Origin of the sequence: Breznakia sp. PFB1-19 (assembly GCF_029893935.1) — a bacterium.
In the GTDB taxonomy this organism is placed as follows: Bacteria; Bacillota_I; Bacilli_A; order Erysipelotrichales; family Erysipelotrichaceae; genus Breznakia; species Breznakia blatticola.
This window is the reverse complement of the sequence record NZ_JARXXJ010000020.1, coordinates 1-23,592: the sequence shown is the minus strand read 5'-3', so window position 1 is coordinate 23,592 and position 23,592 is coordinate 1. Positions and strand designations below refer to the sequence as shown.

Annotated in this window: 26 protein-coding genes and 8 tRNA genes; 24 read left to right on the top strand and 10 right to left on the bottom strand. The window is 33.0% G+C overall.

Going from position 1 to position 23,592, the window contains the following annotated elements:
- Window positions 1-369 precede the first annotated feature (369 nt).
- Window positions 370-951, bottom strand: a complete 582-nt coding sequence (locus M2098_RS09175) for a Maf family nucleotide pyrophosphatase (protein WP_280683818.1) — start codon at window positions 949-951, stop codon at window positions 370-372.
- Window positions 952-1,030: 79 nt separating this feature from the next.
- On the opposite strand from M2098_RS09175, the gene M2098_RS09170 reads away from it, so the two are divergent.
- Window positions 1,031-1,849, top strand: coding sequence for a hypothetical protein (locus M2098_RS09170; RefSeq protein WP_280683817.1), 819 nt, complete (start codon window positions 1,031-1,033; stop codon window positions 1,847-1,849).
- Window positions 1,850-1,953: 104 nt separating this feature from the next.
- Here the strand turns inward: M2098_RS09170 and M2098_RS09165 are convergent.
- The 6 genes from M2098_RS09165 to M2098_RS09140 all read right to left on the bottom strand — a co-directional run bounded on the left by M2098_RS09165 (window position 1,954) and on the right by M2098_RS09140 (window position 2,471).
- A tRNA-Gly gene (locus tag M2098_RS09165) sits at window positions 1,954-2,027 on the bottom strand.
- A gap of 3 nt (window positions 2,028-2,030) precedes the next feature.
- Window positions 2,031-2,106 (bottom strand) — tRNA-Lys (locus M2098_RS09160).
- 16 nt (window positions 2,107-2,122) lie between these two features.
- A tRNA-Gln gene (locus M2098_RS09155) sits at window positions 2,123-2,198 on the bottom strand.
- Between the two features lie 20 nt (window positions 2,199-2,218).
- Window positions 2,219-2,302 (bottom strand) — tRNA-Tyr (locus M2098_RS09150).
- A 9-nt stretch (window positions 2,303-2,311) separates the two neighbouring features.
- A tRNA-Thr gene (locus tag M2098_RS09145) sits at window positions 2,312-2,388 on the bottom strand.
- Between the two features lie 7 nt (window positions 2,389-2,395).
- Window positions 2,396-2,471, bottom strand: a tRNA-Val gene (locus M2098_RS09140).
- Between the two features lie 434 nt (window positions 2,472-2,905).
- On the opposite strand from M2098_RS09140, the gene M2098_RS09135 reads away from it, so the two are divergent.
- From M2098_RS09135 to M2098_RS09070, 14 genes are all read left to right on the top strand, one after another.
- A complete protein-coding gene (locus M2098_RS09135) occupies window positions 2,906-3,334 on the top strand; it encodes a hypothetical protein (protein WP_280683815.1) in 429 nt (142 codons plus the stop codon).
- Window positions 3,335-3,343: 9 nt separating this feature from the next.
- Entirely contained in the window at window positions 3,344-4,438 is a 1,095-nt protein-coding gene (gene alr / locus M2098_RS09130; RefSeq protein WP_280683813.1) for an alanine racemase, read from the top strand.
- 59 nt (window positions 4,439-4,497) lie between these two features.
- Window positions 4,498-5,676, top strand: a complete 1,179-nt coding sequence (locus M2098_RS09125) for an AI-2E family transporter (RefSeq protein WP_280683811.1) — start codon at window positions 4,498-4,500, stop codon at window positions 5,674-5,676.
- 1 nt (window position 5,677) lies between these two features.
- Window positions 5,678-6,268, top strand: coding sequence for a transporter accessory protein (locus M2098_RS09120; RefSeq protein WP_280683810.1), 591 nt, complete (start codon window positions 5,678-5,680; stop codon window positions 6,266-6,268).
- Window positions 6,268-6,825 carry a thermonuclease family protein gene (locus tag M2098_RS09115; protein WP_280683808.1) on the top strand — a complete coding sequence of 186 codons (558 nt, stop codon included), beginning with the start codon at window positions 6,268-6,270 and terminating at the stop codon, window positions 6,823-6,825. The genes M2098_RS09120 and M2098_RS09115 overlap by 1 nt, the downstream gene beginning before the upstream one ends.
- Before the next feature lie 198 nt (window positions 6,826-7,023).
- Window positions 7,024-7,887 (top strand): aldose 1-epimerase family protein, encoded by an 864-nt coding sequence (locus tag M2098_RS09110; protein WP_280683805.1) that lies wholly within the window; start codon window positions 7,024-7,026, stop codon window positions 7,885-7,887.
- A complete protein-coding gene (gene hflX / locus M2098_RS09105; RefSeq protein ID WP_280683803.1) occupies window positions 7,884-9,149 on the top strand; it encodes a GTPase HflX in 1,266 nt (421 codons plus the stop codon). Before M2098_RS09110 ends, hflX begins: the two co-directional genes overlap by 4 nt.
- Window positions 9,150-9,216: 67 nt before the next feature.
- Window positions 9,217-10,152 carry a DUF5996 family protein gene (locus M2098_RS09100; RefSeq protein ID WP_280683802.1) on the top strand — a complete coding sequence of 312 codons (936 nt, stop codon included), beginning with the start codon at window positions 9,217-9,219 and terminating at the stop codon, window positions 10,150-10,152.
- A gap of 81 nt (window positions 10,153-10,233) precedes the next feature.
- The gene (locus tag M2098_RS09095) at window positions 10,234-10,740 is read left to right on the top strand and encodes a phosphatase PAP2 family protein (RefSeq protein ID WP_280683801.1); all 507 of its coding nucleotides are present in this window, start codon (window positions 10,234-10,236) and stop codon (window positions 10,738-10,740) included.
- The gene (locus M2098_RS09090) at window positions 10,737-11,675 is read left to right on the top strand and encodes an RluA family pseudouridine synthase (RefSeq protein WP_280683800.1); all 939 of its coding nucleotides are present in this window, start codon (window positions 10,737-10,739) and stop codon (window positions 11,673-11,675) included. The genes M2098_RS09095 and M2098_RS09090 overlap by 4 nt, the downstream gene beginning before the upstream one ends.
- 499 nt (window positions 11,676-12,174) lie before the next feature.
- On the top strand, window positions 12,175-13,092 hold the full coding sequence (locus M2098_RS09085) for an ATP-binding cassette domain-containing protein (RefSeq protein ID WP_280683799.1): 918 nt from the start codon (window positions 12,175-12,177) through the stop codon (window positions 13,090-13,092).
- The gene (locus M2098_RS09080; RefSeq protein ID WP_280683798.1) at window positions 13,089-14,333 is read left to right on the top strand and encodes an ABC transporter permease; all 1,245 of its coding nucleotides are present in this window, start codon (window positions 13,089-13,091) and stop codon (window positions 14,331-14,333) included. The genes M2098_RS09085 and M2098_RS09080 overlap by 4 nt, the downstream gene beginning before the upstream one ends.
- A 133-nt stretch (window positions 14,334-14,466) precedes the next feature.
- A complete protein-coding gene (gene rimO / locus M2098_RS09075) occupies window positions 14,467-15,762 on the top strand; it encodes a 30S ribosomal protein S12 methylthiotransferase RimO (RefSeq protein ID WP_280683796.1) in 1,296 nt (431 codons plus the stop codon).
- Window positions 15,763-15,863: 101 nt separating this feature from the next.
- Window positions 15,864-16,025, top strand: coding sequence for a hypothetical protein (locus M2098_RS09070; protein WP_280683794.1), 162 nt, complete (start codon window positions 15,864-15,866; stop codon window positions 16,023-16,025).
- A gap of 24 nt (window positions 16,026-16,049) precedes the next feature.
- Here the strand turns inward: M2098_RS09070 and M2098_RS09065 are convergent, their stop codons facing one another.
- Complete coding sequence (locus tag M2098_RS09065; RefSeq protein ID WP_280683792.1) at window positions 16,050-16,292, bottom strand: hypothetical protein; 243 nt, start codon at window positions 16,290-16,292, stop codon at window positions 16,050-16,052.
- 3 nt (window positions 16,293-16,295) lie between these two features.
- On the bottom strand, window positions 16,296-17,558 hold the full coding sequence (dinB, locus tag M2098_RS09060) for a DNA polymerase IV (protein WP_280683790.1): 1,263 nt from the start codon (window positions 17,556-17,558) through the stop codon (window positions 16,296-16,298).
- A gap of 121 nt (window positions 17,559-17,679) precedes the next feature.
- Here dinB and M2098_RS09055 point away from each other — a divergent pair, with 121 nt between their 5' ends.
- Window positions 17,680-18,270 carry an XRE family transcriptional regulator gene (locus M2098_RS09055; protein WP_280683788.1) on the top strand — a complete coding sequence of 197 codons (591 nt, stop codon included), beginning with the start codon at window positions 17,680-17,682 and terminating at the stop codon, window positions 18,268-18,270.
- Entirely contained in the window at window positions 18,270-18,830 is a 561-nt protein-coding gene (locus M2098_RS09050) for an SOS response-associated peptidase family protein (protein ID WP_280683786.1), read from the top strand. Before M2098_RS09055 ends, M2098_RS09050 begins: the two co-directional genes overlap by 1 nt.
- A 62-nt stretch (window positions 18,831-18,892) precedes the next feature.
- Here the strand turns inward: M2098_RS09050 and M2098_RS09045 are convergent.
- Window positions 18,893-18,968: transfer RNA gene (locus M2098_RS09045), tRNA-Lys, on the bottom strand.
- A gap of 103 nt (window positions 18,969-19,071) precedes the next feature.
- Here M2098_RS09045 and radC point away from each other — a divergent pair.
- From radC to M2098_RS09010, 7 genes are all read left to right on the top strand, one after another.
- Window positions 19,072-19,767 (top strand): DNA repair protein RadC, encoded by a 696-nt coding sequence (gene radC / locus M2098_RS09040; RefSeq protein WP_280683784.1) that lies wholly within the window; start codon window positions 19,072-19,074, stop codon window positions 19,765-19,767.
- Window positions 19,768-19,844: 77 nt separating this feature from the next.
- The gene (gene mreC / locus M2098_RS09035) at window positions 19,845-20,699 is read left to right on the top strand and encodes a rod shape-determining protein MreC (RefSeq protein ID WP_280683782.1); all 855 of its coding nucleotides are present in this window, start codon (window positions 19,845-19,847) and stop codon (window positions 20,697-20,699) included.
- A complete protein-coding gene (locus M2098_RS09030; RefSeq protein ID WP_280683780.1) occupies window positions 20,700-21,251 on the top strand; it encodes a hypothetical protein in 552 nt (183 codons plus the stop codon).
- Between the two features lie 2 nt (window positions 21,252-21,253).
- The gene (locus M2098_RS09025; protein ID WP_280683778.1) at window positions 21,254-22,195 is read left to right on the top strand and encodes a metal ABC transporter substrate-binding protein; all 942 of its coding nucleotides are present in this window, start codon (window positions 21,254-21,256) and stop codon (window positions 22,193-22,195) included.
- A 2-nt stretch (window positions 22,196-22,197) separates the two neighbouring features.
- Complete coding sequence (locus tag M2098_RS09020) at window positions 22,198-22,659, top strand: metallophosphoesterase family protein (protein WP_280683776.1); 462 nt, start codon at window positions 22,198-22,200, stop codon at window positions 22,657-22,659.
- Window positions 22,660-22,774: 115 nt separating this feature from the next.
- Window positions 22,775-22,851 (top strand) — tRNA-Arg (locus tag M2098_RS09015).
- Window positions 22,852-23,034: 183 nt separating this feature from the next.
- Entirely contained in the window at window positions 23,035-23,478 is a 444-nt protein-coding gene (locus tag M2098_RS09010) for a hypothetical protein (RefSeq protein WP_280683774.1), read from the top strand.
- Window positions 23,479-23,592 lie beyond the last annotated feature (114 nt).

Below are 23,592 nucleotides of genomic sequence, written 5' to 3'. Positions count from 1 at the left end.
ATAAATAAGCGATTGAATTGTTCTTTTGTAACAGGAACATTTTTATGAACTTTGGAATCGAGTAATATTTTGGTAATTAAGCAAAGTAGTAGAATAAGTAAATTACATTCACTCGATTTGAAGTGCGATACCATTTACACTTCATGTAAAGTAAAGGGTTATAAACCATTTGTTGGAGATAGAATCATGGTTACCAATTACTTTAACGTTACAAAAGAACGTTTCAATCTAATGAGTTGCAAAAGAGAAAGATTAGAAACTTTTAACATCTCATTAGTATAATAATAAACTTAAAAACATAATATGTAAATAAGTTATATTGCATTATATAACATAAAGTATGACGGTATATTAAATAATGTATCCACTTTATTTTGTCCTACCCTCGCCAAATTCATACCCAATAGATGCAAGCATTGCGTAGATTTTTGCGCAAGGCACACCTAGAATATTGTAGTATTCACCTTCTATGGACTTGATGAAACAGCTAAGCATATGTTCAATAATATAACCAGTAGAGTGAATCAAGTTCGGTTCGCTTTTTATATACAAATCAATATTTTTGTCACTTATAGGGAAGAAGGTAACCTTAGTTTTTGCAACATCAGTTAAAATCGTTTGCGATCTTGAATCAATAATGCAAATACCAGTGTAGACTTCATTTGTTCTTCCTGACATCTGTCTGAGTCGATTTCTAGCTTCTTCAGTATTTCTTGGTTTTTCAAATATTTGATTTTCAAAAACAACAAATGTATCTAGACCGATAACAACTTCATCACTATTTGGATGTATTGACTGAGCTTTGCCTGTTGCGTTGGCTATTGCGCGTTGTTTTGGATTTTCGATGTTCTTTACTTCAGCAAAGTCACCTTTGCGACACGTGTGATAAATATGCGCGTTTGTAAGTATTTCGCTTTTATGTTTTGCTGTGGTTGCTAATACGATTTTCATATATGTAGTATAACATAAAAAGCATTTTTAGGATTTTTGTAATATATGTACTATAAGAAATTAAGGAGGTAGTATATATATGGAACACAAAACTCCATTTAAGAAAGAAATAAGTGGTATAGAAAATGAAAAAGAGTTTGTTAGAGTTTTTCATAAAAGGAAAGTGAAGCAATTACCTGTATTATTGTATGACCTTGTTGAGGTATTGTATGGCGATATACATGAAGATGATATCATTTATGCTTATCATATTAAGGAAAAGATGAAACCTGATTTTTACATTGAAATTAAAGGAATAAAGAAATATATTAGTGTTAAAATGGGATTTAAGACATCTGTACATACAGAGAATGTATATGAGTTTATACGATTTCTACGTTCAATTGGAGTTTCTTACTCGGCAACAGAAGCATATTTACGCTATCACTTTGCGGACGGAACAACAAACGGAAAAGGTGATGTTCGATTGAGTGGGGAAGAGTATAAAGCTTTGAATCAGTATGAAATAGATGAGATAAATCGCGCTTTCTCTAGGATTTCTAATATTGATAAAATCCTTGATCGCTTTATGTTTGTCGGTACTCGGTTCTCTAGCAAGGTTGATGCACTAATTCTAGGTATCGTTGAAGATCACTGGTGGATTACGACAAAAGAAATAAAAGAACAAGTACTAAGACAAATGAAAAGAAAGACAACATGTCCTCGTATCGGTCCGTTTTCTATACAACCGTTAAATCGTTGTTTGAATAAAAACCCGAAATACGAGAAAGCACGTTATCATGTTCAATTAAAGTGGTATCAAATTTCGGATGATATATTACGTGCGATGATTATACGAGATCAAGAGCTGCCTAGGGATGAGAATCAGTTATTAGAAGAATCCATGCCTAAGTGTTAAGACGAACTTCAGCAAAAATAATAATCGAATAACTTACATCCAAAGCTGACTAGTGAATATAAAAAAAAGCACCCATATGATTACAAGGTACTTGTTTCTTTAAATGGAGCGGGTGATGAGAATCGAACTCACGTAGTCAGCTTGGAAGGCTGAAGTTCTACCATTAAACTACACCCGCAGATGGTGACCCCTGGGCGATTCGAACGCCCGACCCTTTGATTAAAAGTCAAATGCTCTACCAACTGAGCTAAGGGGTCATAAATGATTTAAAATTGGCTGGGGTAACTGGATTCGAACCAGTGCAATGCCAGAGTCAAAGTCTGGTGCCTTACCGCTTGGCTATACCCCAAGAAGTCAAACCAAAGATAATGGTGGAGGGGGGCAGATTCGAACTGCCGAACCCTAAGGAACTGAGTTACAGTCAGCCGCGTTTAGCCACTTCGCTACCCCTCCATAAAAAAATGGTGCCGACTATAGGAATTGAACCCACAACCTACTGATTACAAGTCAGTTGCTCTACCAGATTGAGCTAAGTCGGCATAAAAATGGTGGAGGTTAACGGGCTCGAACCGCTGACCCTCTGCTTGTAAGGCAGATGCTCTCCCAACTGAGCTAAACCTCCATTTTTACTGCATCTGCCTAAGCAGTTCACAGTGCTTTTATATGTTATCATTTGTGCTTTGCAGTGTCAATAGATTTTTTTCAACTTTTTCAACTTTTTCAAAGCACTGTCGGGTCAGCTGTGTAAGCTCATACCTTGCTGATTACCGCCTATTCATAATAACCGAAACAAAACAAAAAGGCAATGAAAAAAAGCAAAAAAATACAAAAAATTTTAAAATAATTTCAAATTACTTATTTTCTTATGGAATATGATTAAAATCTCTTTTCCTTATATAATGTAATATCTGATATTTCTCTAATTATTTAACAAATCCATTTTCTTTTTTCGATATATTGTAGAAAAACATGAATGATTTATGGTATTCACAAGTTATTCATAAACAAGCGTGAATTAGTGTGATATACTATAAACAAATATTTTTGGAGGTTTATATGAATGTTTTTAACACAGATAATTTAAGAAATAAGCAAAGATTTCCTGTGGCTATGATTTATGGGATTATTTGTTCAATAATATGTGCAATACTTATTGCAGCATTTTATCAAGTTTTTCATGGTTGGTATTACTCCCTTATATATGTTGGTGCTGCATTAGCAATTGGTAATGTAATAAAGTACATGGGAAGAGGAATCGATATCAAGTTTTCTATTCTAGCTGTTTTATGTTTTATCCTTTGTTTAGGATTAGCTGAGTTCTTCCGTTATGTATTCATGTTGCAAACAATTTCGTTTCAACTGTTTACATACAGTCTTACGGAATTCTTTGGAAATTTATTCACTGCAGATCCATACAATATAGTTCGCATAATTATCATTGCGTATTCTGGGTATGTTGCATACTACACTGCAAAAATAGTATAGGTGTGATTTATGAAATATCGTCAGACATACGCTGTAATTCATTTGGATAACTTAGTATTTAACTATAATCTTATTAAAAAACATTCAAATAGGAATGTTTTTTGCGTTTGTAAAGCGGATGCATATTCACATGGTGATATTGAAGTAGCGAACACATTTCTTGAATGTGGAGCTGATTACATTTGTGTTTCGTCAATTGATGAGGCAAAGTCATTACGATTGCAAGGGTATAAAGGTTCTCTGTTGATTCTTGGATATGTAGATGCTTCTTGCGTGAATTATGCAATTGACAATGATATAACATTAAGTGTTTTCTCATTAGAGTGGTTAGAAACAGTTGTTGCTTCATACGATGCATCAAAGTTAAAAATACATTTAAAAATTGATACAGGTATGAATCGTATAGGAATGAAGAACTTAAATGAAGTTAAAGAGGTAATGAATTTCTTAGAAAAACATAAAATGGAAGTGGAAGGTATTTTTACACATTTTCATAGCACAGATAAAGCATCTTGTGACAAACAAGTTAAATGGTTTTATGCTATCGTTGATTCATTAAATTATGACTTCAAATGGATTCATACATCCAATTCAGCAGGCACTTTAGGTTATGAGGATGCACGTAGTAATGCAGTTCGCCCTGGTATTGCATTATATGGAATTGATGTGGTCGATTCTCAAATTGGTTTAAAACCAGCTTTTTCGCTTTATTCTCAAGTAAGTTATTGTAAGAAAATTACTGCAGGTGAGAGTGTTAGTTATGATGCAACATATAAAGCAGTGAAAGATATGTACATTCTAACTTTACCAATTGGATATGGTGATGGTTTACTTAGAAAGAACACCGGACGTTTTGTTGGGATTGATGGGCATCCATATGAAATTGTTGGTTCTGTTTGTATGGATCAAATGATGATTCGTACAGATAAAGAGTTTTCAGTTGGGACTGAAGCTGAAATCATAGGAGAATATATTCCATTGATGAAAATGGCAAATGAACTGGAAATGTCTCCATATGAAGTTTTGTGTTTATTTAATACAAGAATCATGAAGAAATATAAGAAAAATGGCAAAATTATTAAGGATGTGCATGAACGATTATGAAAATGAGTCGCATTAAACATCTAAAGTAGTTATAATGGTTTATAGAAGAGAGGTCATTAATGAAACAATACTTTAAGGATAATAAAAATACACTGTTTGTTGCAGTTGTTATCATCATACTTTTAGCAATTGTCTTACGAATGAACGAAATCGTAAGTTTCGTTTTAACAATGCTAGAAGTGTTTAATCCGTTTTTCATCGCAATTGGTATTGCATTTATTTTGAATATTCCAATGAAAGCTATCGAGAATGGATTATCAAAGATTTCTAGAAATAATAAAATAGTAAAGAAGTTCTTGCGACCTTTATCTATTATTTTGACATTACTATTTGCAGTAGTCATTCTTTGGTTGCTAATGATTATCATTTTGCCAAGAGTAGCTGAAAGTGTTGTTTATGTTTTTAATAACTTCAGTACAATTGTAAATAATTCGATTAATTCGGTAGATGATATTTTAAATGATTTGCATTTAGGCTATAAACTTCAAGATATTCCATATATAAAAGAAATTCAAAATATTTCTAAAGACCAAGAATTGTTTAAACATGTAATTACGTTTTTCGGAAGTATCACTCAAGGTGTGGTAAAAAATGCAGTTGAATTTACAAATACATTCTTTTCTTATTTCTTGGCATTTTGTTTAAGTATCTATTTGTTAGCTGGAAAAGAAACTTTGATTTATCAAACAAAAAAAGTGACAGTTGCACTTTTCCCCAAGAATATCAGTACATTTGTATTTGAAACTGGCTCTAAAGCCAATGTAATCTTTAAAAATTTCGTTGGTGGACAACTCGTTGATTGTATTATTAAAGGTGTTATGTTTTATATTGTATTCCAATTCTTGGATTACCGTTTTACTGAATTGATGGCGACAATTATTGCAGTATGTAGTATTGTACCTGTATTTGGACCGATATTTGCTATGCTTATTTGTTTTGTTCTTATATTCTCATATAATCCAATCAATGCATTATGGTTCATTATAATTTTCCAAGTGTTATCAAACTTCGAGGGACAAGTAATTTATCCAAAAATTGTTGGTAAGACAATTGGACTGCCAGGAATTTGGGTGTTATTATCAATCTTTATTCTTGGTGGAAAATTTGGAATTGCAGGAATGTTGTTGGCAGTGCCTATTACAGCGCTTGCGTATGAATTGTTTGTGGAATATATTAATTCACGTTTGAAGAAAAAGAAAATTAATTATGAGTTGATTGAAGAAAAGGGAGAGGATTAACATGAAGAAAACACTGGGGATCTTGCTTTGTTTCACATTTATAATCAGTGGATTAAGTGGATGTGGAAAAGAAGATAATAAAAATAAAACACAAAATGTTTGTGGAATTGATTGTGAGAAAGCGGATGTGAGTGAGTATGAAGCATTTGATGATAAGGATCACGTATTTTTAGAAGTAAATATGAATCAAGCAAATGAATTTCTAGAGAATAAAGAGTTCACAGGTGTGATTTACTACGGATTTCCGACATGTCCATGGTGTATTGAAGTACTACCGGTACTTAATGATGTCGCAAAAAATGAAGATATGAATGTGTATTATGTTGATCGTGAAAATGATGAAAATAAGGCACATCCTGAATGGAGAGAGAAAACGACAAAGATTCTAGATGATGCATATGGGTTAGAAACGAATGATGAAGGTGAACCAAATCTTTTTGTTCCTGAAGTTGTTTTCGTTAAAGATGGTAAAATTATTGGTCATCATATGGGAACAAACGATGACCATGACGCAACAGAAAGAAAAATGACAGAATCAGAGAAGAAAGAATTACAAACAGTGTATGAAAAATTGTTTGCTAAGATTAAATGATGAAAATTATACTTGTTTTATTAAGTTTATTACTTCCAGTCCAAAATCTGAATAGAGAACAAGTTACACTTGATCATTGTATTGATGGAGATACAGCTTCTGTGATTGTGAATGGAAAGAAGAAAAGTGTTCGCTTTTTAGCGATTGATGCACCAGAATATACAAAAGAAATAGAAGTATATGGTAAAGAGTCGACTGATTTTGTATGTGACTCATTGATGAATGCGAGTACAATTGAATTAGAATATGATGGTGCAAGAGAAGATAAATATGGTCGTTTACTTGCTTGGGTTTTTGTGGATAATGAGTTACTGCAATATCAAATTGTCCGAAATGGTCTAGCAGAAGTAGCCTATATTTATGATGATTATCGATATGTCGAAGAACTGTACACAGCACAAGATAAAGCAAGAAACGAAGGATTAAATATATGGAGCGATACCGAATATAACGCTTCAGAATTTGATTTAAACTATATTTTTGCAGTAGTTGTAGCATTGGGATTGAGTTTACTTCGTTATGCAATAAAAAGACAAAGTAAAAAGCGATTCCGTTAAGAATCGCTTTTCTTTTTCCTACCGCTTATTCCGATAGTACTTTGCTCAGGGTGTAAAGTGAAGTAGGAAGATAGGAAAGGGATATTTAACTTCACTTTACAAGTATATGATATGTTAGATATGTTGAACTGTCAAGGATAGTACAAGTTTATATAAGTATAATATAAGGAACAAAATTGATATATGGAGGAGAATAAAATGAGATTAGAAAATAAAGAAATTATATTGGATTTGACCGAAAAAGGCGGAGAAATGACGGCATTAACTTTAAAGTCGAACAATGTTCAGTATTTATGGCAGGGTGATGATGCTTTTTGGTCTGGTAAGAATCCAAGTTTATTTCCACAAGTTGGTAATACTTACACAAATTCGTATGAAATAAATGGTAAAACTTATGCTATGAAAAATCATGGATTTATCAGGAATTCTGAATTAACGTGTATATCATCTAATGAATACTCAGCAACTTTCCAATTGCTTTCAAATGATGATACATTGGCAGTCTATCCATTTGCATTTGATTATCGTATTACGTATACCATTGAGGGATCAAAAGTAAAAATTTCTTATGATATTAAGAATATAGGTGACTCTGCAATGCCGTTTGGGTTTGGGCTTCATCCAGGATTTAATTGTCCTTTAGAACAAGATGAGACATTTTCAGATTATTCTATCGTCTTTGATCATGAAGAACAGTTAGAACAAATTCACTTTGATCCAAATAAAGAAACTCCACACTATTCTACATCGTTAACGATAAAGGACCTGCCTTTGCGCTATAAAACAATAATGGATGCAGCAACATTAATCTATAAAGGAATGAAGTCGGAATATGTTACTTTACAAGGACCAAAACATGCGGTGCGTTTATCAATTCAACCTTTTCCGTTGTTTGCAATATGGACTCCAAGTGAAAATGCTCCTTTTGTATGTTTAGAACCATGGTATTCTCATGGAGATTTTGAAAAGGTTGATGTCCCTTTTGAAAAGCGTGATGGAACGATCATTTTGAAACCAAACGATACATTCCATACATCTTATAGTATTGAGGTTCTTTCATGATTGAACAAACAGCTGTTCAACCCAATGTACTGTTAGTAGGTGTTTCAGAGAAAAAGACAAGTGACTTCGAATATGCAATGGATGAACTACAAAGTTTAGCTGAAGCAAATATGTTTATGATCGTCGATTCCATAAAACAAAATAGTGAGTCAAGTGATCGAAAAACATATGTTGGTAAAGGAAAACTTATGGAAATCAAGGAATTCTGTGAGAACAATGAAATTGATATTATCATTTTTAATGATGAACTAACACCAAGTCAGACTAGAAATATTGAAGAAGTTATAAGTGATGTTGAGATTATGGATCGCACACGCTTAATTTTGGATATCTTTGCAAGCAGAGCACAAACAAAAGAAGCGAAGTTGCAAGTAATGATTAGTTCACTTGAATATGATTTGCCGCGTTTAGGTGGTAGCTATGAAGCACTTAGTAGACAAGGTGGTAGTAGTACATTACGCTCTAGAGGTGGCGGTGAAACAAAGTTAGAAAGCGATCGTAGAGTAATCGAAGCACAAATCGCAAAATATAGAAGAGAATTGAAGAAACTTGTACAGGAAAGACAGACACAACGAAGTAAACGTAAGAAGTCAGATACGAAAACAGTAGCACTTGTTGGGTATACAAATGTTGGAAAAAGTACACTTATGAATGCTTTACTCGATGACGATAGTGATAAAAAAGTATATGTTGAAGATATGCTTTTTGCGACGCTACAAACAAGAGTTCGAAGAGTGGAATTAACAGACAAAAAATGGTGTTTACTTACTGATACAGTAGGATTTGTTGACAACTTACCACACCATTTAATCAAAGCATTTCGCTCTACTTTGGAAGAAGTAAAGGAAGCAGACTTATTGTTACACGTGATTGATAGTACGAGTCCTCATATTAATCACCATAAACGTGTAACACTGCAAACCTTACAGGCTATCGGCGTCGAGGACACACCGATTTTAGAAGTTTATAATAAAGTAGATAAGTCAAATGAAAATTATGATGATTCAATGAAAATTGCAATTTCAGCAAAAAACGGATATGGTCTTGAACGTTTAAAGCAAGAAATTACGCAATTACTTTATAAAGATTATAAGGTTTATCAATTGCTCATTCCGTATGAAATGGGGAATATCGTGCATATGTTGAGTGAACAATATGAGACAAAAATACTTGAAAATCGCGAAGATGGAATTCTTCTTGAAACAAGTATTCCGAGCACTGTGGCAAATAAATATAAAATGTATATAACGAAAACCATTTAGTGCAATCCAATTAACTTCCTTTTATAAATGGCTTATAATAAGCTATAGAAGAAGGAGAGGAAAGGAAATGAGAATTTTAAATTATAGCGAATGGAAGGATACAGCTTTAACGCTTCATCAACTTTCGCAAATGTTAGGAAAAACGAAATTAGCTTGGCTTGAGCCCCAACCTGAGTGGAATCATTCGTTATTACAAATTAATGCTGATGGGTTTACAACAGGATTGATTAACAATGGTGCGAATAGTTTTGAAGTAAGAATTTGCTTGGAAGATGGAAAAGTTGAAGCTTTAAATTTAAATGGAGAAAAGAGTTCGTTTTCATTTGAAAGTGGAAAATCGGTTGCACAATATTATGAGATGTATAAAAAAATGTTAGAAGATGTTATGTGTCATACGAATATTTGTACAACACCGATGGAAATGAGTATTACTACACCGTTTGAGAAAAATCATACGATTTTGCATTATGATGCAACTTGCGCAAAAGATTTTCATCGAATGATGGCTTTTGCATATGAACAAGAACTAAAATTTGTTTCTTCTTTTAGAGGAAAGAAAATATTGCCTAGTTTTTTCTGGGGAACATTCGATATGTCAGCTGTATTATTTAGTGGAAAGAAAGAACCATTTCCATATAATGGATATATTGAAAAGTCAGCATTTGATGAACAAATGATTGAATTTGGATTTTGGCCGGGAGATGATGTTGTTGATGAACCAGCATTCTTTATTTTGCCATATCCATTTATTACGAAAGATTTGACAAAAACACCTATACAACCAGATAAGGCATACTATAGTAAAGAGAAAGCAGAGTATTTTTTAACGTTACGAGATGCATGGAGTTATGATGATCCTGCAAAGGCAGTTATCGACTTCTTCACTAGTGCATACAAGATTGTAACTGAAGAAGAAGGGTGGAAGAACCTAGAATGGTTTGATAAACCGTTACTCGCAGAAAAAGGTAGTCCATTAGTAAATAAACACAATCCATCTAAATAAGATATGAGTTAATTAAGGGTAGAGTTTTAACTACCCTTTTTTATTTGTTTACGTTATAATGTCTAGGATAAGGCGGTTTTTATGAATTTTTTAGATGATAGTATTTTATATTTTATTAATGATAAGTTAACAAATCCAAGACGTGAACGTATAATGCGTATCGTTACTCGACTTGGGGATTTTTGTTTTATTTGGATCGCCTATGTGATTGTTGCGTTCATAAGAGGTGAGCGCGAATTATCATTTGCACTAGTTGGTGTGATGCTTTTTATTAATGCAATAAATAATGGATTTATTAAGGCAATTTTTAGAAGAAATCGTCCATTTGAGGATCATCCGGACATTCATATATCTATTCCAAATCCATATGGATCATCATTCCCTTCAGGTCATAGTGCAAACGGATTTGGTTGTGCTGTAGTCATTATGCACTTTTATCCTCAATTTGGTTTTTTCTCACTAATATTTGCATCACTTATTGCTTTCTCTAGAATGTTTTTACGTGTACATTATTTTACTGACGTAGTTTTTGGAGCAATTGTGGGTACTCTAATTGGTATTGCGTATATTACAGTTATGATACTATGAGACGATTACAAATATACGAAAACGATGCATCACAACGTTTAGATAAGTTTTTGCAAAAAACACTTCCAAAATTACCGAAAAGCTTAATGTATAAATATATACGAAATAAAAAAATAAAGGTAAATGGAAAGCGCTGTACACCAGAGGTGAAGTTACATGTAGGAGATACTGTAACGCTTTATATTAGTGAAGAATTTTTTGATAATCCAGTTGACTATTCTTTTTTGGATGCACCAAATAGACTCTCTATCATTTATGAAGATGAGAATATTCTTATCTTAGATAAACCTATTGGTTTACTTGTTCACAGTGATATTAAAGAGGATAAAGATACACTAATCAATCGAATATTGCATTATTTATATGATAAAAAGGAATATGATCCAACTCAAGTACAGAGTTTTACACCAGCGCTTGCTCATCGATTGGATCGAAATACACAGGGGATTATTATGGCGGCAAAAAATGCTGCTTCATTGAGACACTTAAATTCATTGATAAAGCAACGTGATATTGATAAGGTATACGTAGCGCTAGTTGAAGGTATAGTTTCAAACAAACAAGGTGAACTTGTTCACTACCATGAAAAAGATATGCATGGTGATGTTAAAATAACTGATACTCCAGTTTCTTCAAAAAGTAAACAAGTACGTTTAACTTATAAAGTAATGGAGGGTTATAAAGATGCAGAACTTGTAAAGATTCATTTAGAAACTGGAAAGTCACATCAAATCCGTGCGCAGTTTGCTGCAATAGGGCATCCACTTGTCGGAGATACGCGATATAAAGCAAAATCAAATAAAATGCCATATCAAGCGTTAGCTGCATCTAGTATTACATTCCATACTCAAAATGATCGTTTATTTTCATATTTGGATGGTAAAGAGTTTTCGATTAATGAAATCGAGTTTACGAAATATTATAAAAACAAGTAAGTAAATATTGCTTGTTTTTTTATTAAAAATCAAATTAAATCAAGTTTTTATTAGTTATAAAATACTTATCATGTTAAAATCCTACTATTAATACAGGAATTGTGTTGACAAGTTGAGAAAATGTGGTATATTTGTATTAGGGAAGAGGAAAGAAATGCATTTAAGCCTTTAAATATAGCCGCAAACAAGCGGCTATCGAGTAAGGTTTAAATCCTACTTAATTGTAAGGGAATATGGTGTATACCATTTTCCCTGAATTAATTTGATATCTATCGAGTTTAGTTTTAATTAAATTCGATGTTAAATAGGAAGATAGTGGATGTAACACAAAAAAAGGAAGATGGGATTCGTTTTACTGAAAAGTGAAACATGTGTTACGAAATATGTAATATTAAATCGCATAGTGATATGCAAGAAACAACCTTGGTGCCCTCCGAAGGTTTTTTCTTTTTTGGAGACTGTAATAATGGTATACTTTTATCACGAGAGGAGAACCTGAATGAAACTTGAAATAAAAAATATACATAAGAGTTTTGATGGAACCGAAGTGTTACATGGTGTAAGTTTTTATGCTACTGATGGAAGTGCACTTGGTTTATTGGGGAGAAATGGTGCAGGAAAAACAACAACTATACGAATTTTAATGGGAGTTTTTCATGCAAATAGTGGAGAAGTGCTTTTAGATGGAGCTCCCTTTGATCCAAAATTGCATAAGATTGGATATATGCCTGAAGAACGAGGGATGTATCCAAAAAAGAAAGTAATGGAACAACTTATTTACTTTGGCGAACTTAGAGGGATTAGTAAACATGAAGCTAAAGCGAATGCAATAAAGTTACTTGATAAACTTGGTATATCTGAATATACAAACAGAAAATTAGAAACGCTTTCAAAGGGTAATCAGCAAAAAGTACAACTTGTCCAAACACTAATTAATGATCCGCAAATTATTATTTTGGATGAACCATTTAGTGGACTTGATCCAGTGAATTCACAAATGTTAAAAGATCTGATAGAAGAGGAAATACAAAACGGAAAGTTGGTTATCTTTTCTAGTCATCAAATGGGATACGTCGAAGAATTTTGTAAAGATGTTGTGATTCTAAATAAGGGTAATGTTGTACTTAAAGGTGAATTACGAAGTATTCAAAAAGAATATGGTGATCAAAAACTAATACTGAATGCAAATGGAATGACAACACAAGAACTTTCAATCTTGCTCTCGCAGCAAATGGAAGAATGCGTATCTGTTGTCGATGTTCGTAAAGATTATGTAATATTTGAAATGTTGGAAAATTATGATAAAAAGTATATTGCCAAGAAGTTGATTGATTTGGAAATAGATATCGATGTCTTTGGTGATTACAAACCAACTTTGACAGATATATTTGTGATGAAAGCAGGTGATGTAGAATGAAACAGTTCTTACACATCTTAAAGTGGGAATTTTTAAACTTAGTAAAGGCAAAAGCATACATTATTACAACTGTGATTTTTGTAGTAATTGCAATCGTAGGGTTTTCGATACCAACGGTCATTGGTGGAATTGGCGATGCAAATGCAGAAACAGCTGTTGTTGATCAAGATACAGAGAAAAAAGTATATGCTGTGTATGATCCAACGAAGTTTCTAGATAATGCTGAAGATACAATGAAGTTATATCTCCCAAATGTGACATTTGAGTATAAAGATTCTGTAAAAGCAATAAAAGACATGGTTGAAGATGACAAAGCAGATGCATCAATTGAAGTGCAAGCAAATGGAAATTTCACGTACTATGTAAAAAATAATAGTTTAACAGATTCATCGCCTTATGTACTACAAGAGTTATTCTCACAAATTAAGCGAAACCATGCATTTGAAGAAGCTGGTATTGATGCAAAACAAGTTATGGATATCTACTATGGAAATACTGTAAATGTGAATACGGTTAGTTTAGGTGTTGATGGAACTAACAGTATGATTTATACGTTTCCACTTATAATGCTGATTTATATGGTAGTTGTATTATACGGAAATATTGTAGCGACTACAGTAGCAAGCGAAAAGGGAAATCGCACGATGGAATTATTAGTTACAAGTGCAAATCCTAATGCATTGATTTTTGGGAAAGTTATAGCAGGTGTTCTAGCAGCAATCCTTCAAGTCGGACTCATGCTAGGAGTATGTGTATTATCGTATTCTATAAATAGAGAAAGTTGGGGAGGTTTACTAGATTCTATATTAAATATTCCGATTGAGATTCTACTTTCATTCGCAGTATTTGGAATCTTTGGATTTATCTTCTATGCATTTATCTTTGGTGCAATTGGAGCACTCGTTTCAAAAAGTGAAGATGTTAATAGTAGTGCAACTCCAATGACATTTATTTTCTTGATTATATACTTTGTAGTGTATTTTGGAATTGTGATTGATCCAAATGGTGCAATGTTTACAATTGCATCAATGGTTCCGTTAAGTTCGCCAATGGCTATGTTTGCGCGAATGGCTGTTGTTGATGTTCCAGTTTACCAAGTAATTATTTCGTTAATTCTACTAATTGGATCAACGGTTCTTGTTGGAATTGCAGCTGCAAAAATATATCGTCGAGGAACATTAATGTATGGAAATCAAATTAAGTTATCACATGCAATTAAGTGGTTACGAAAAAAAGATTAAGCAACAATGGACAAGTCTTAAGTGATTTGTCTTTTTTTAATACAATAAGGAAATATTTTATTTAGAAATTGTTGCCAGCAAACTTTATTCGTGTATAATCATATAAGATTGCATTGGAAAGTAAGGTAGACATATGAAAGTAGGATTTATATCATTAGGATGTAGTAAAAATTTAGTTGACAGCGAAAATATTATGGGAATGTTTCGTGGTGTTCATGAATTAGTGAATGATCCAAAAGAAGCAGAGGCAATAGTCATTAATACATGCGGATTTATTGAATCAGCAAAAACAGAAGCGATTAATACAATTTTAGAGATGGCAGAATATAAGAAGGCAAATTTAAAGAAATTAATTGTTGTTGGATGTCTTGCACAAAGATATAAAGATGAACTAGAAGCCGAAATTCCAGAAGTTGATGCTTTTGTTTCAATTAAAGAATATCCACATTTACATGAAATTTTAGAGTATCACCTAGGTGAACCACTAAAGGTTTATAATAAGAACGAACGTTTGCTTTCAAGTAAACCATATACGGCATATATGAAAATAGCAGAAGGATGCAGTAACTGTTGTACATTTTGCGCCATCCCTCTAATTCGTGGTGGAAATGTTTCATATCCAAAAGATGATCTTGTTGCACAAGCAAAAACGCTTGCTAAGTCAGGCGTAAAAGAATTAGTCTTAATTGCGCAAGATACTACGAAATATGGATTAGATTTATACGGAAAACTTTCGTTGTTAGATCTACTTGAGGAATTAAATACAATTGATGGATTGCATTGGATTCGAATATTGTATATGTACCCAGATGAGATTGAAGATTCATTAATTGATGGAATGAAACAGTTGGATAAAGTAATACCGTATTTTGATATTCCAATGCAACATGCGAATAATGAGTTGTTAAAGGAAATGAACCGCCGCGGAACAAAGGAAGCTGTAATGAATACAGTTGCTAAAATACGTGAAACATGGAAGCATCCAACATTAAGAACTACATTTATTGTAGGTTTTCCAGGAGAAAGTGATAGTGACTTTGAAGAACTATGTCAATTTGTCAAAGATGCACGTTGGGATCGAATGGGTGCTTTTACATATTCGCCAGAAGAAGATACAAAGGCATATGATATGGATAATCAAATTGATGATACTGTAGCACAAACAAGACTTGATCAATTGATGCGTCTGCAAAAAGATATAGCACTTGAAAACAATCGTGCATTTATTGGTGAAAAGGTAGAGGTGCTTGTTGAATCACAAGAAGGATTAACTGGAAAATATCGTGGACGCAGTAAAATGAATGCTCCAGATGAAGTAGATGGTATGGTTATTTTTACAAGTGATGAAGTGCTTTCTTTTGGAAGCTTTGTAACTGTAGAAGTCACGGATGCACTTCCATATGACTTGATTGGTAAACATGTTAAATAAATTGAAAGGTGCAGTTTGTTAAATTGCGCTTTTTTTATGCATGCCTCAGACTTTTTTATATTTCACTTTTTATGTATAATAAAAACGGAGAAGGAAATATTATGAAATTACTTAATTATGTATTTATATTGTTAATAGTACTTGCATTAGTTGTTATTATAAATGGGAATCCACATACAACGTTGGGTTTTCTTATGATGTCAGTAGCTGCTGCAGTCATTGTTATTTCCTTAATTGCAATGTATATTGTTTGGAAAGATTAGATAAAGTCGAGATTTCGGCTTTTTTTATGGGTTAGTGCTTTCTATAAACCAACGGTTTATTTCGTAGAATATGCTTCGTTCACTTTTCCCAATACGACAACGATATAAGATACCACATCCACCAACTTTACTTGCTGCTTTGCGAACTTCCAATATTTTATCGATTTTATATTTCGCACCATTATTCCAAATAATATAAATGGGTGTTAATGTGCCATGTTCGTCGCACATTGTAATAACTTTTATGTATTTTTTAAAGAGTTGCATAGACTATGAATTTCCTTTCAAAAATCCAACTGGATGGATTGTATGGTTTCTTTTTGGATTAACAGAACCAAAGTCTTTGTCTACAAGTGATGAAGCAGAGTTCACACTATAAAAACCATATTTTTTTCGTATATCTTCAACAACAATTTCGATTTTCCGATTTTTTGCCTTAGCTACTGTGTCTTCAAAGAAACTTAGTTGATAGTATGTATTTGTTTTAGTAAGTTGTGATACATGGACACCAATGCTACGTATCGGAAGTATAAAGTCATAACTTTCTGCAAGTAGTTCCATTACGATTTGCAAGATTTCACTGCATGTATCAATTGCAACTGATATTTTACGCTGATGAGTAAATCTGTGTAAATTGGTATCTCTTACTGAAAGTGTAATGACTTTGGCCATAAACTCTTTCTCTCGTAGACGACAAGCAACGGAATTGCTTAGTCTTTCTAAAACAATTTTGGCTTCATCCGCATTTGTAATATCTTTAGGAGTAGTCCAAGAATTACCAATAGATTTTGGTGGGACTGTGAATGTTTCTAATGTAACTTCACTTGTTTCCATTCCATTTGCATAACTCCAAATAAGAAGACCCATTTTGCCAAATTTTTGTTTTAGCAAGGTGGTTGATGCACATGCTAAATCTCCGATCGTATAAATTTGTAAAGAATGTAGCTTTTTTGTTGTTGCATGACCAACCATAAGTAAATAACTAACGGGGAGTCGCCAAACAAACGTCTTAAAGTTTTCTTTCGTAATTTCTGTAAGCCCACTTGGTTTCTTATAATCAGAACCAAGTTTTGCAAATACTTTATTGAAACTAATGCCAATAGAGACAGTGAGTCCATATTCATGCTTTACGCGTCTTTGGATCTTTTGTGCGATTTGTATGCCGCTACCATATATACGAAGTGAATCGGTGACATCAACCCATGCTTCATCTAAACCAAAATCTTCTACGCGATCGGAGTATTCATGATAAATTTCTTTTACTTTTGATGTATAGTATGCGTACTTTTTCATGTCTGCTTGAACAATATGTAAGTCTGGACACTTCTTTAATGCATTTCGAATGGGTTCGCCAGTAATGATTTTGAATGGTTTAGCCTTAATATTTTTTGCAAGAATGATTCCATGCCTTTGTGATTCATCGCCACCAACCGCCATTGGAATATCACGTAAGGGAGGAGTAAGCATTTCCTCAATTTGTGCATAACAATGGTTAATATCAATATGTAAGATGGTTCTCGATTCGTGCTGCATGATGTGTCCTCCTATCTAGAGCATAACACAAGATTACCATTTTTCAATCAAAAATGGTAAAAATTACTTTTTCTATTTTAATAAATTTGCATTGTTACAAAAATAGTGATAACATGAAATCATGAATAAAGATATTTTAAAACACCAGATGGAAATCATGGGAATTTCACCAAAAGAAATTGCAAATCATTTAGATGTTGGCGTTTCAAGTGTTTACCGTTGGCTTGATGGAACCACAAAAAGTATTCCTCAAGAAAAACAGGATCGCTTGGCAGAACTATTACATCTTTCTTCGCGTGCGCTTGATGATGATGCGCAAAATCTATTAAAACCCATTTTAGGAAATGTAAAAGCTGGATATGATTTGTTTGCAGCTGAAGATCTTTTGGGATATGAAGAAGTAACGGAAATCGAATCAACGAAAGGGGATTACTATTTAAAAGTACAAGGAGATTCGATGATAGGCGTTGGTATTTTTGATGGCGATTTAGTCTATGTGAAACAATGTAATGAAGTTGAGAACAATAAAATCGCGGTAGTTTTAGTTGGTGAGGAAGTTACAATTAAAAAGGTGATTATGAAAGATGATGTACTAATTTTAGAAGCAGCAAACCAAACGGTTGCAAATCGCTTTTTTAATAAAAATGAAATTGACATTTTACCAGTAAGAATTATTGGCCAGGTTATGCACTCGAAAAGGAATTTTTCATAATGTGTGGTCGCTTTCTTTCGCTCACTAAAGAAGATTGGAAAGAAATCTTACAAGGAGCTTATGAAGAATCACAACTTCCTGTTGAGCATCAAGATGTATATCCTTCACAATCGTATCTTGTGAAAACAAACAATGGTTTTAAAATGATGCAGTGGGGAATTGAACCAAGTTGGAAAAAAATGCGAATTATTAATGCACGTGTGGAAAGTGTCCTTGAAAAGCCGATGTTTAAACATCTATATCAAAATCAACGTTGCATTATTTATGTGAAAGCATTTTATGAATGGGATAAGCAAAAGCATCAATATCTTTTGGATAAACCAAATAAAAAAATCCTAGCTCTTGCAGGATTTTATGAACAAAAAGAATCTAGAGATACGTTTGTTATTATGACACAAGATGCAACATCTGATTTCAAAATGATTCATGATCGACTACCTTGTATGTTGGATGAATCGATGATTGATACATACGTGAAAGGTGAAAGTATACCTTTCACTAGTTTTAAAAATGCATTACATGGAATTGAATGGAAATCCGTTCATTCTACCACAGCATAATATATTAAAAAAAGGTATAAGTTTCTTATGTTAAGAAGGGCTTATACCTTTACTATGTTTAATGGTGTCCCCGTAGGGATTCGAACCCTAGACCCATTGATTAAGAGTCAATTGCTCTACCAACTGAGCTACGGAGACATGTATTGCGCAAAATTGCTGCATCACTATTATATGCTTATTTTTTTATCGAATCAACCCAAAAATTAGGAATAAAGCAAAAAAAATCCTACATATATATGAGGTGAGTGACATTAAAGTAAAAGAATTGAAGGAAAGTGAAAGACCAAGAGAAAAAGCTTTGAAATATGGAATGGATACTTTATCAAATAAAGAGTTGTTAGCAATTATCTTACGTTGTGGGTATAAAGATGTATCGGTGCTTGAACTTGCTGATAAATTACTAAATGTTAGTGATGGACTCGTTCCATTATTTTCGATGAGTTTTGATGAACTCGTTCGAATTAAAGGAATATCTGTAATCAAAGCTTTGGAATTAATGAGTGTATTTGAATTAAGTAAACGAAGTATATACGCAAAGTTAAAGAATGCACCTGTCTTAAATGATCCGCAGATGGTCTATAACTATTTGAATAAGAAAATTGGATTAAAGAAACAAGAGCATTTTTATGTATTATATTTGAATGTGAAAAATCAAATCATTCATGAAAACACGGTTTTTGTTGGCACGTTAAATGTGAGTGTTGTTCATCCGCGTGAAGTTTTTAAAGAAGCTATTCAAAAGCATGCTGCAGCTATCATTGTGGCACATAATCATCCAAGTGGAAGTGCAGAACCAAGTAAACAGGACTTGCAACTCACGAATAAATTGATTGAAAGTGGTAAAATTATTGGGATACCCATCATTGATCACATCATTGTTGCTCAAAATAATCATTTTAGTTTCGTAGAAAATGGACTGATTCATCACGAAAAATAGGAAGGTTTACAATGTGAATCTTCCTTTATTAATTGTCGTAGATAGTTTATAATGGAGGTCGTAAGAAAGGAATGTTTATGCCAAAAATTACGAAACGACCAAATGAAACAGCGCGCTTTAATCGCTCGCAAAAAATATTAATATTTATCTGTGTTATTTTACTTGTCTTCGGATTTTCAACACGTATTATGGGAGGTAATGCAGCTTCCAAGTCAGGATATGACTTATTTACAATGTTGCGTTATTCATTAATCGAAAAACCAACGCGTACAATCCTTAATTTTTCAAAGGACATTAGTAGCCTTTGGAATGTACAGAGTGAAAATGATGAATTACGTCAAGAGATTGCAAGTCAAAAGATGTACAAGTCTGAATTAGATGATACAAAACGTCGTCTTGCTGAACTTGAAGCATTACAAGGAATCACAAGCAACGATCAATATAATAGTATCGGAGCAACAGTTATTGCACGAGATGTGCAAGGTTGGTCAAATGTGATGACGATTAATGTTGGAAGTAATGATGGCATCACAAAAGATATGTCTGTGATTAGTTCAAAAGGATTGTTGGGTAGAGTTGTTGAGGTACATGATAAAACATCAAAGGTACAACTGCTTACTGCAGAAAAAACTGACTCGCAAGTTTCGATTAAAATCGAACTGAGTACTGATAAATCTACAACAGGTTCGTTAGAGACCTATGATAAGACAACTGGAATGTTCACTGCTAATATTTTCGATTCAACTGTTGAAATTAAAAAAGGAATGAAAGTTGTAACTTCTGGTATTGGTGGAGCGACACCATCAGGAATTTTAATTGGTGAAGTGCAAGATGTTGAAAAATTATATAACGCTGAAGGTGTGAAAATTCAAATCAAACCAGCAGTTGATTTCAATGATTTCACTTATGTTAGTGTATTAAAGGTGAAGTAAATGGTCGTGCAATATATATTTGTTTTTGCATGTTTCCTAATCGATGGAATCATTGAAACTTGCTTCCCAGTGAATTTCGCAATGAATAGTGTGTATTTCGTATCATGCTTTGGTGTTTGTGCACTGATTTTGACAATTCGTAAAATGGACTTTATTGATGCGTTGATATTATCTATACTTAGTGGGATGTTCTATGACTTTTTCTTTACGAACTCGTTTTTAGTTTATATATTTATTTTTGTCTTGTTGTGTTTTATTGTTAAAGCATGGCAAAAACATGTTGGGGAGTCTTTACTAGAAAGTATAATTCTTGCAATATGTTCTTTATTTACAATGCAATTAATTACATATGGATTGATGTGGTTTTCAGGAAATACGAGAGTTAGTTTCAATTCATGGATTTATAATCGTATGTTTTTAACGTTGGTTGTAAATGTTGGATTTGTATTCATATTACATTTCTTAACAAACTTGCGTGATGATTACATACGTATGCGTGATTTAAAAATAAGAAAAGATGAGAAATTATCGACACGTTTACTAAGGAGGTAGGGATGAAAAAACTAATGGTTTGCGTCCTTTTTCTATCATGTTTTATGATGGGAGGATGTTCGAAAAATGAATATCAAATTGCTGTTACATCCTATCCAATTAAATTTTTAGTTGAACGTATTGGCGAACCGCATATTACAGTAGAAAGCATCTCAAATGGAGAGACAATTCAAAGTGCTTCCATTACTAGTGAATACCAAAGCATTCTTAATGATAGTGATGCATTGTTGTTTATTTCTGGAATGGAACCTTATTTTGAAATCTATGGAAAAGAGCTTCGTAATGATGCCAAAAATTACTTAGATTTACAGGGATATGGCTATTTTAATGATTTTGCACGATATACTAAAAATAGTGTTGGAACACTTGTTCAAGAATCGTATTATGAAGGAAATCAATTTTCAACGATTAATACCTATACCAAAGATCCATTTATTTGGATGGACCCTTTGCAAATGATATCTGCAGCAGAATCTATCCGTGACTACATGATTACTTTGTATCCTCATCTTGAAGATGATTTTCGTAAGAACTATGATGCATTAGAGATTGAACTTACAAATTTAGATGCTCATTTTCAAACGCTTAAAAGCAAAGAAATTTCATTTGTGAGTACTACTGCAAGTTTTGGGAATTGGCAAAATACATATGATATGCATGTGTATCCACTTTGTTTGTCGAAATTTGGTGCAACACCAACTGATGATCAATTAGAAATCATTTTACAAAGAATTCGTGATGATGGAGTAAAGTATATTGTTCACGAACAAAATCTAAATCCAGAAATGGAAGAGTTATATCAAACGGTTCGAGATGAGCTAGGTCTAATCTCGATAGAAATAAATAATATGTCAGCACTAACCAATGAAGATCGTGAAGAAAATCGTGATTATTTAACTATTATGTATGAAAATTTTAAGGTGCTAGAAGGAATCGAGAATTAGTTATGAAAATTATTGTTGTTAGTGATTCACACGGAATCCGTTCAAAATTAGATAAAATCTTAGAAATACATAGAGATGCTGACTTGTTTTTGCACTGTGGCGATATTTGTTTAGACAGTTATGAATATCCACAATTTATTACAGTAACAGGAAATAATGATTATTATGATTATCCAAGTGAAATTGTATTAAATCTTCCACATCATAAATTAATTATGTTTCATTCACATATGTTTGGATATTTTAATCGTGACAAACAGATGGTGAAAAAAGCAAAAAGCAAGGGATGCGACATCGTTTGTTATGGACATACCCATATTGCTGATTATCGAGTGATTGATGGTGTACATGTATTAAATCCTGGCTCTTTACAGATGTCACGAGATGGGAGAGATACTTCATATGCAATTATGCATGTTGATGATACAAGTGGTGCTGTAAAAGTTGAGTTTATATTTGGTTAAAAGATACAATATATGTTAAATCATAAGATGTAGTTTAGGTGTATGCTCTATTCAACTGAGCAAAAAGAATTGCTTGCCAAAGCGAAAAATCTTTGTTATTATGATTTAGCGTTATGTCTACGTAGCTCAGTTGGATAGAGCATACGCCTTCTAAGCGTACGGTCAGGGGTTCGAATCCCTTCGTGGACGCCATATGCATAAAAACCCTTTATTTAAAGGGTTTCTTTTTTTACTTTTTCGAATGTTCACCAATAATCATGACCGGACGCGATTATGTGTTTTGTGGTTTTATGCATGAATTTTATATATCCATGAAAAAATACTCTATTTTCCATCGTTTTCATGTATAATGGATACGTAAAGGGGGTAAGTATTATGAAAAAACTATTCATTTGTGGATTACTTGGACTTTCACTAGTTGCATGTTCATCAGGTAGTTCATCAGAGAAAGCAACAGTTTGTACAATTGACGAGGAATATTCAAAGATGGAAATCACTCTTGAACCAAAAGACGATAAGTTAAAAACTATGACAGTACTTATGGCTGATGATTCAACAGATTACTCTGAAATTACTGACGAAGAACTTGAAATGCTTGAAGGTCAACTTGAATCAGCAATGGGAGAAGTTGATGGTGTTGAGATGAAACTTGCTGTTAAAGATGACGAATTACATGTTACATTAACTTTAAACGTTCAAGATCTTAAAGAAGTACCAGCTATGATGCAAACAAGCGGTTTAACATTAGATGAAATGCAAAACACATCTGTTAAAGAAATCGTTGAAGAGTTAGAAGATAGCGGCGCTACTTGTAAATAACAAACAAAAGGGACTCCAAAATGATATTATCCCCCTTAGGTAGACAGTGCAAATAAATAAAGCACTTTTAACCTAAGGGGGTTTTATTATGGGAAGAAAAAATAAGTATTCATT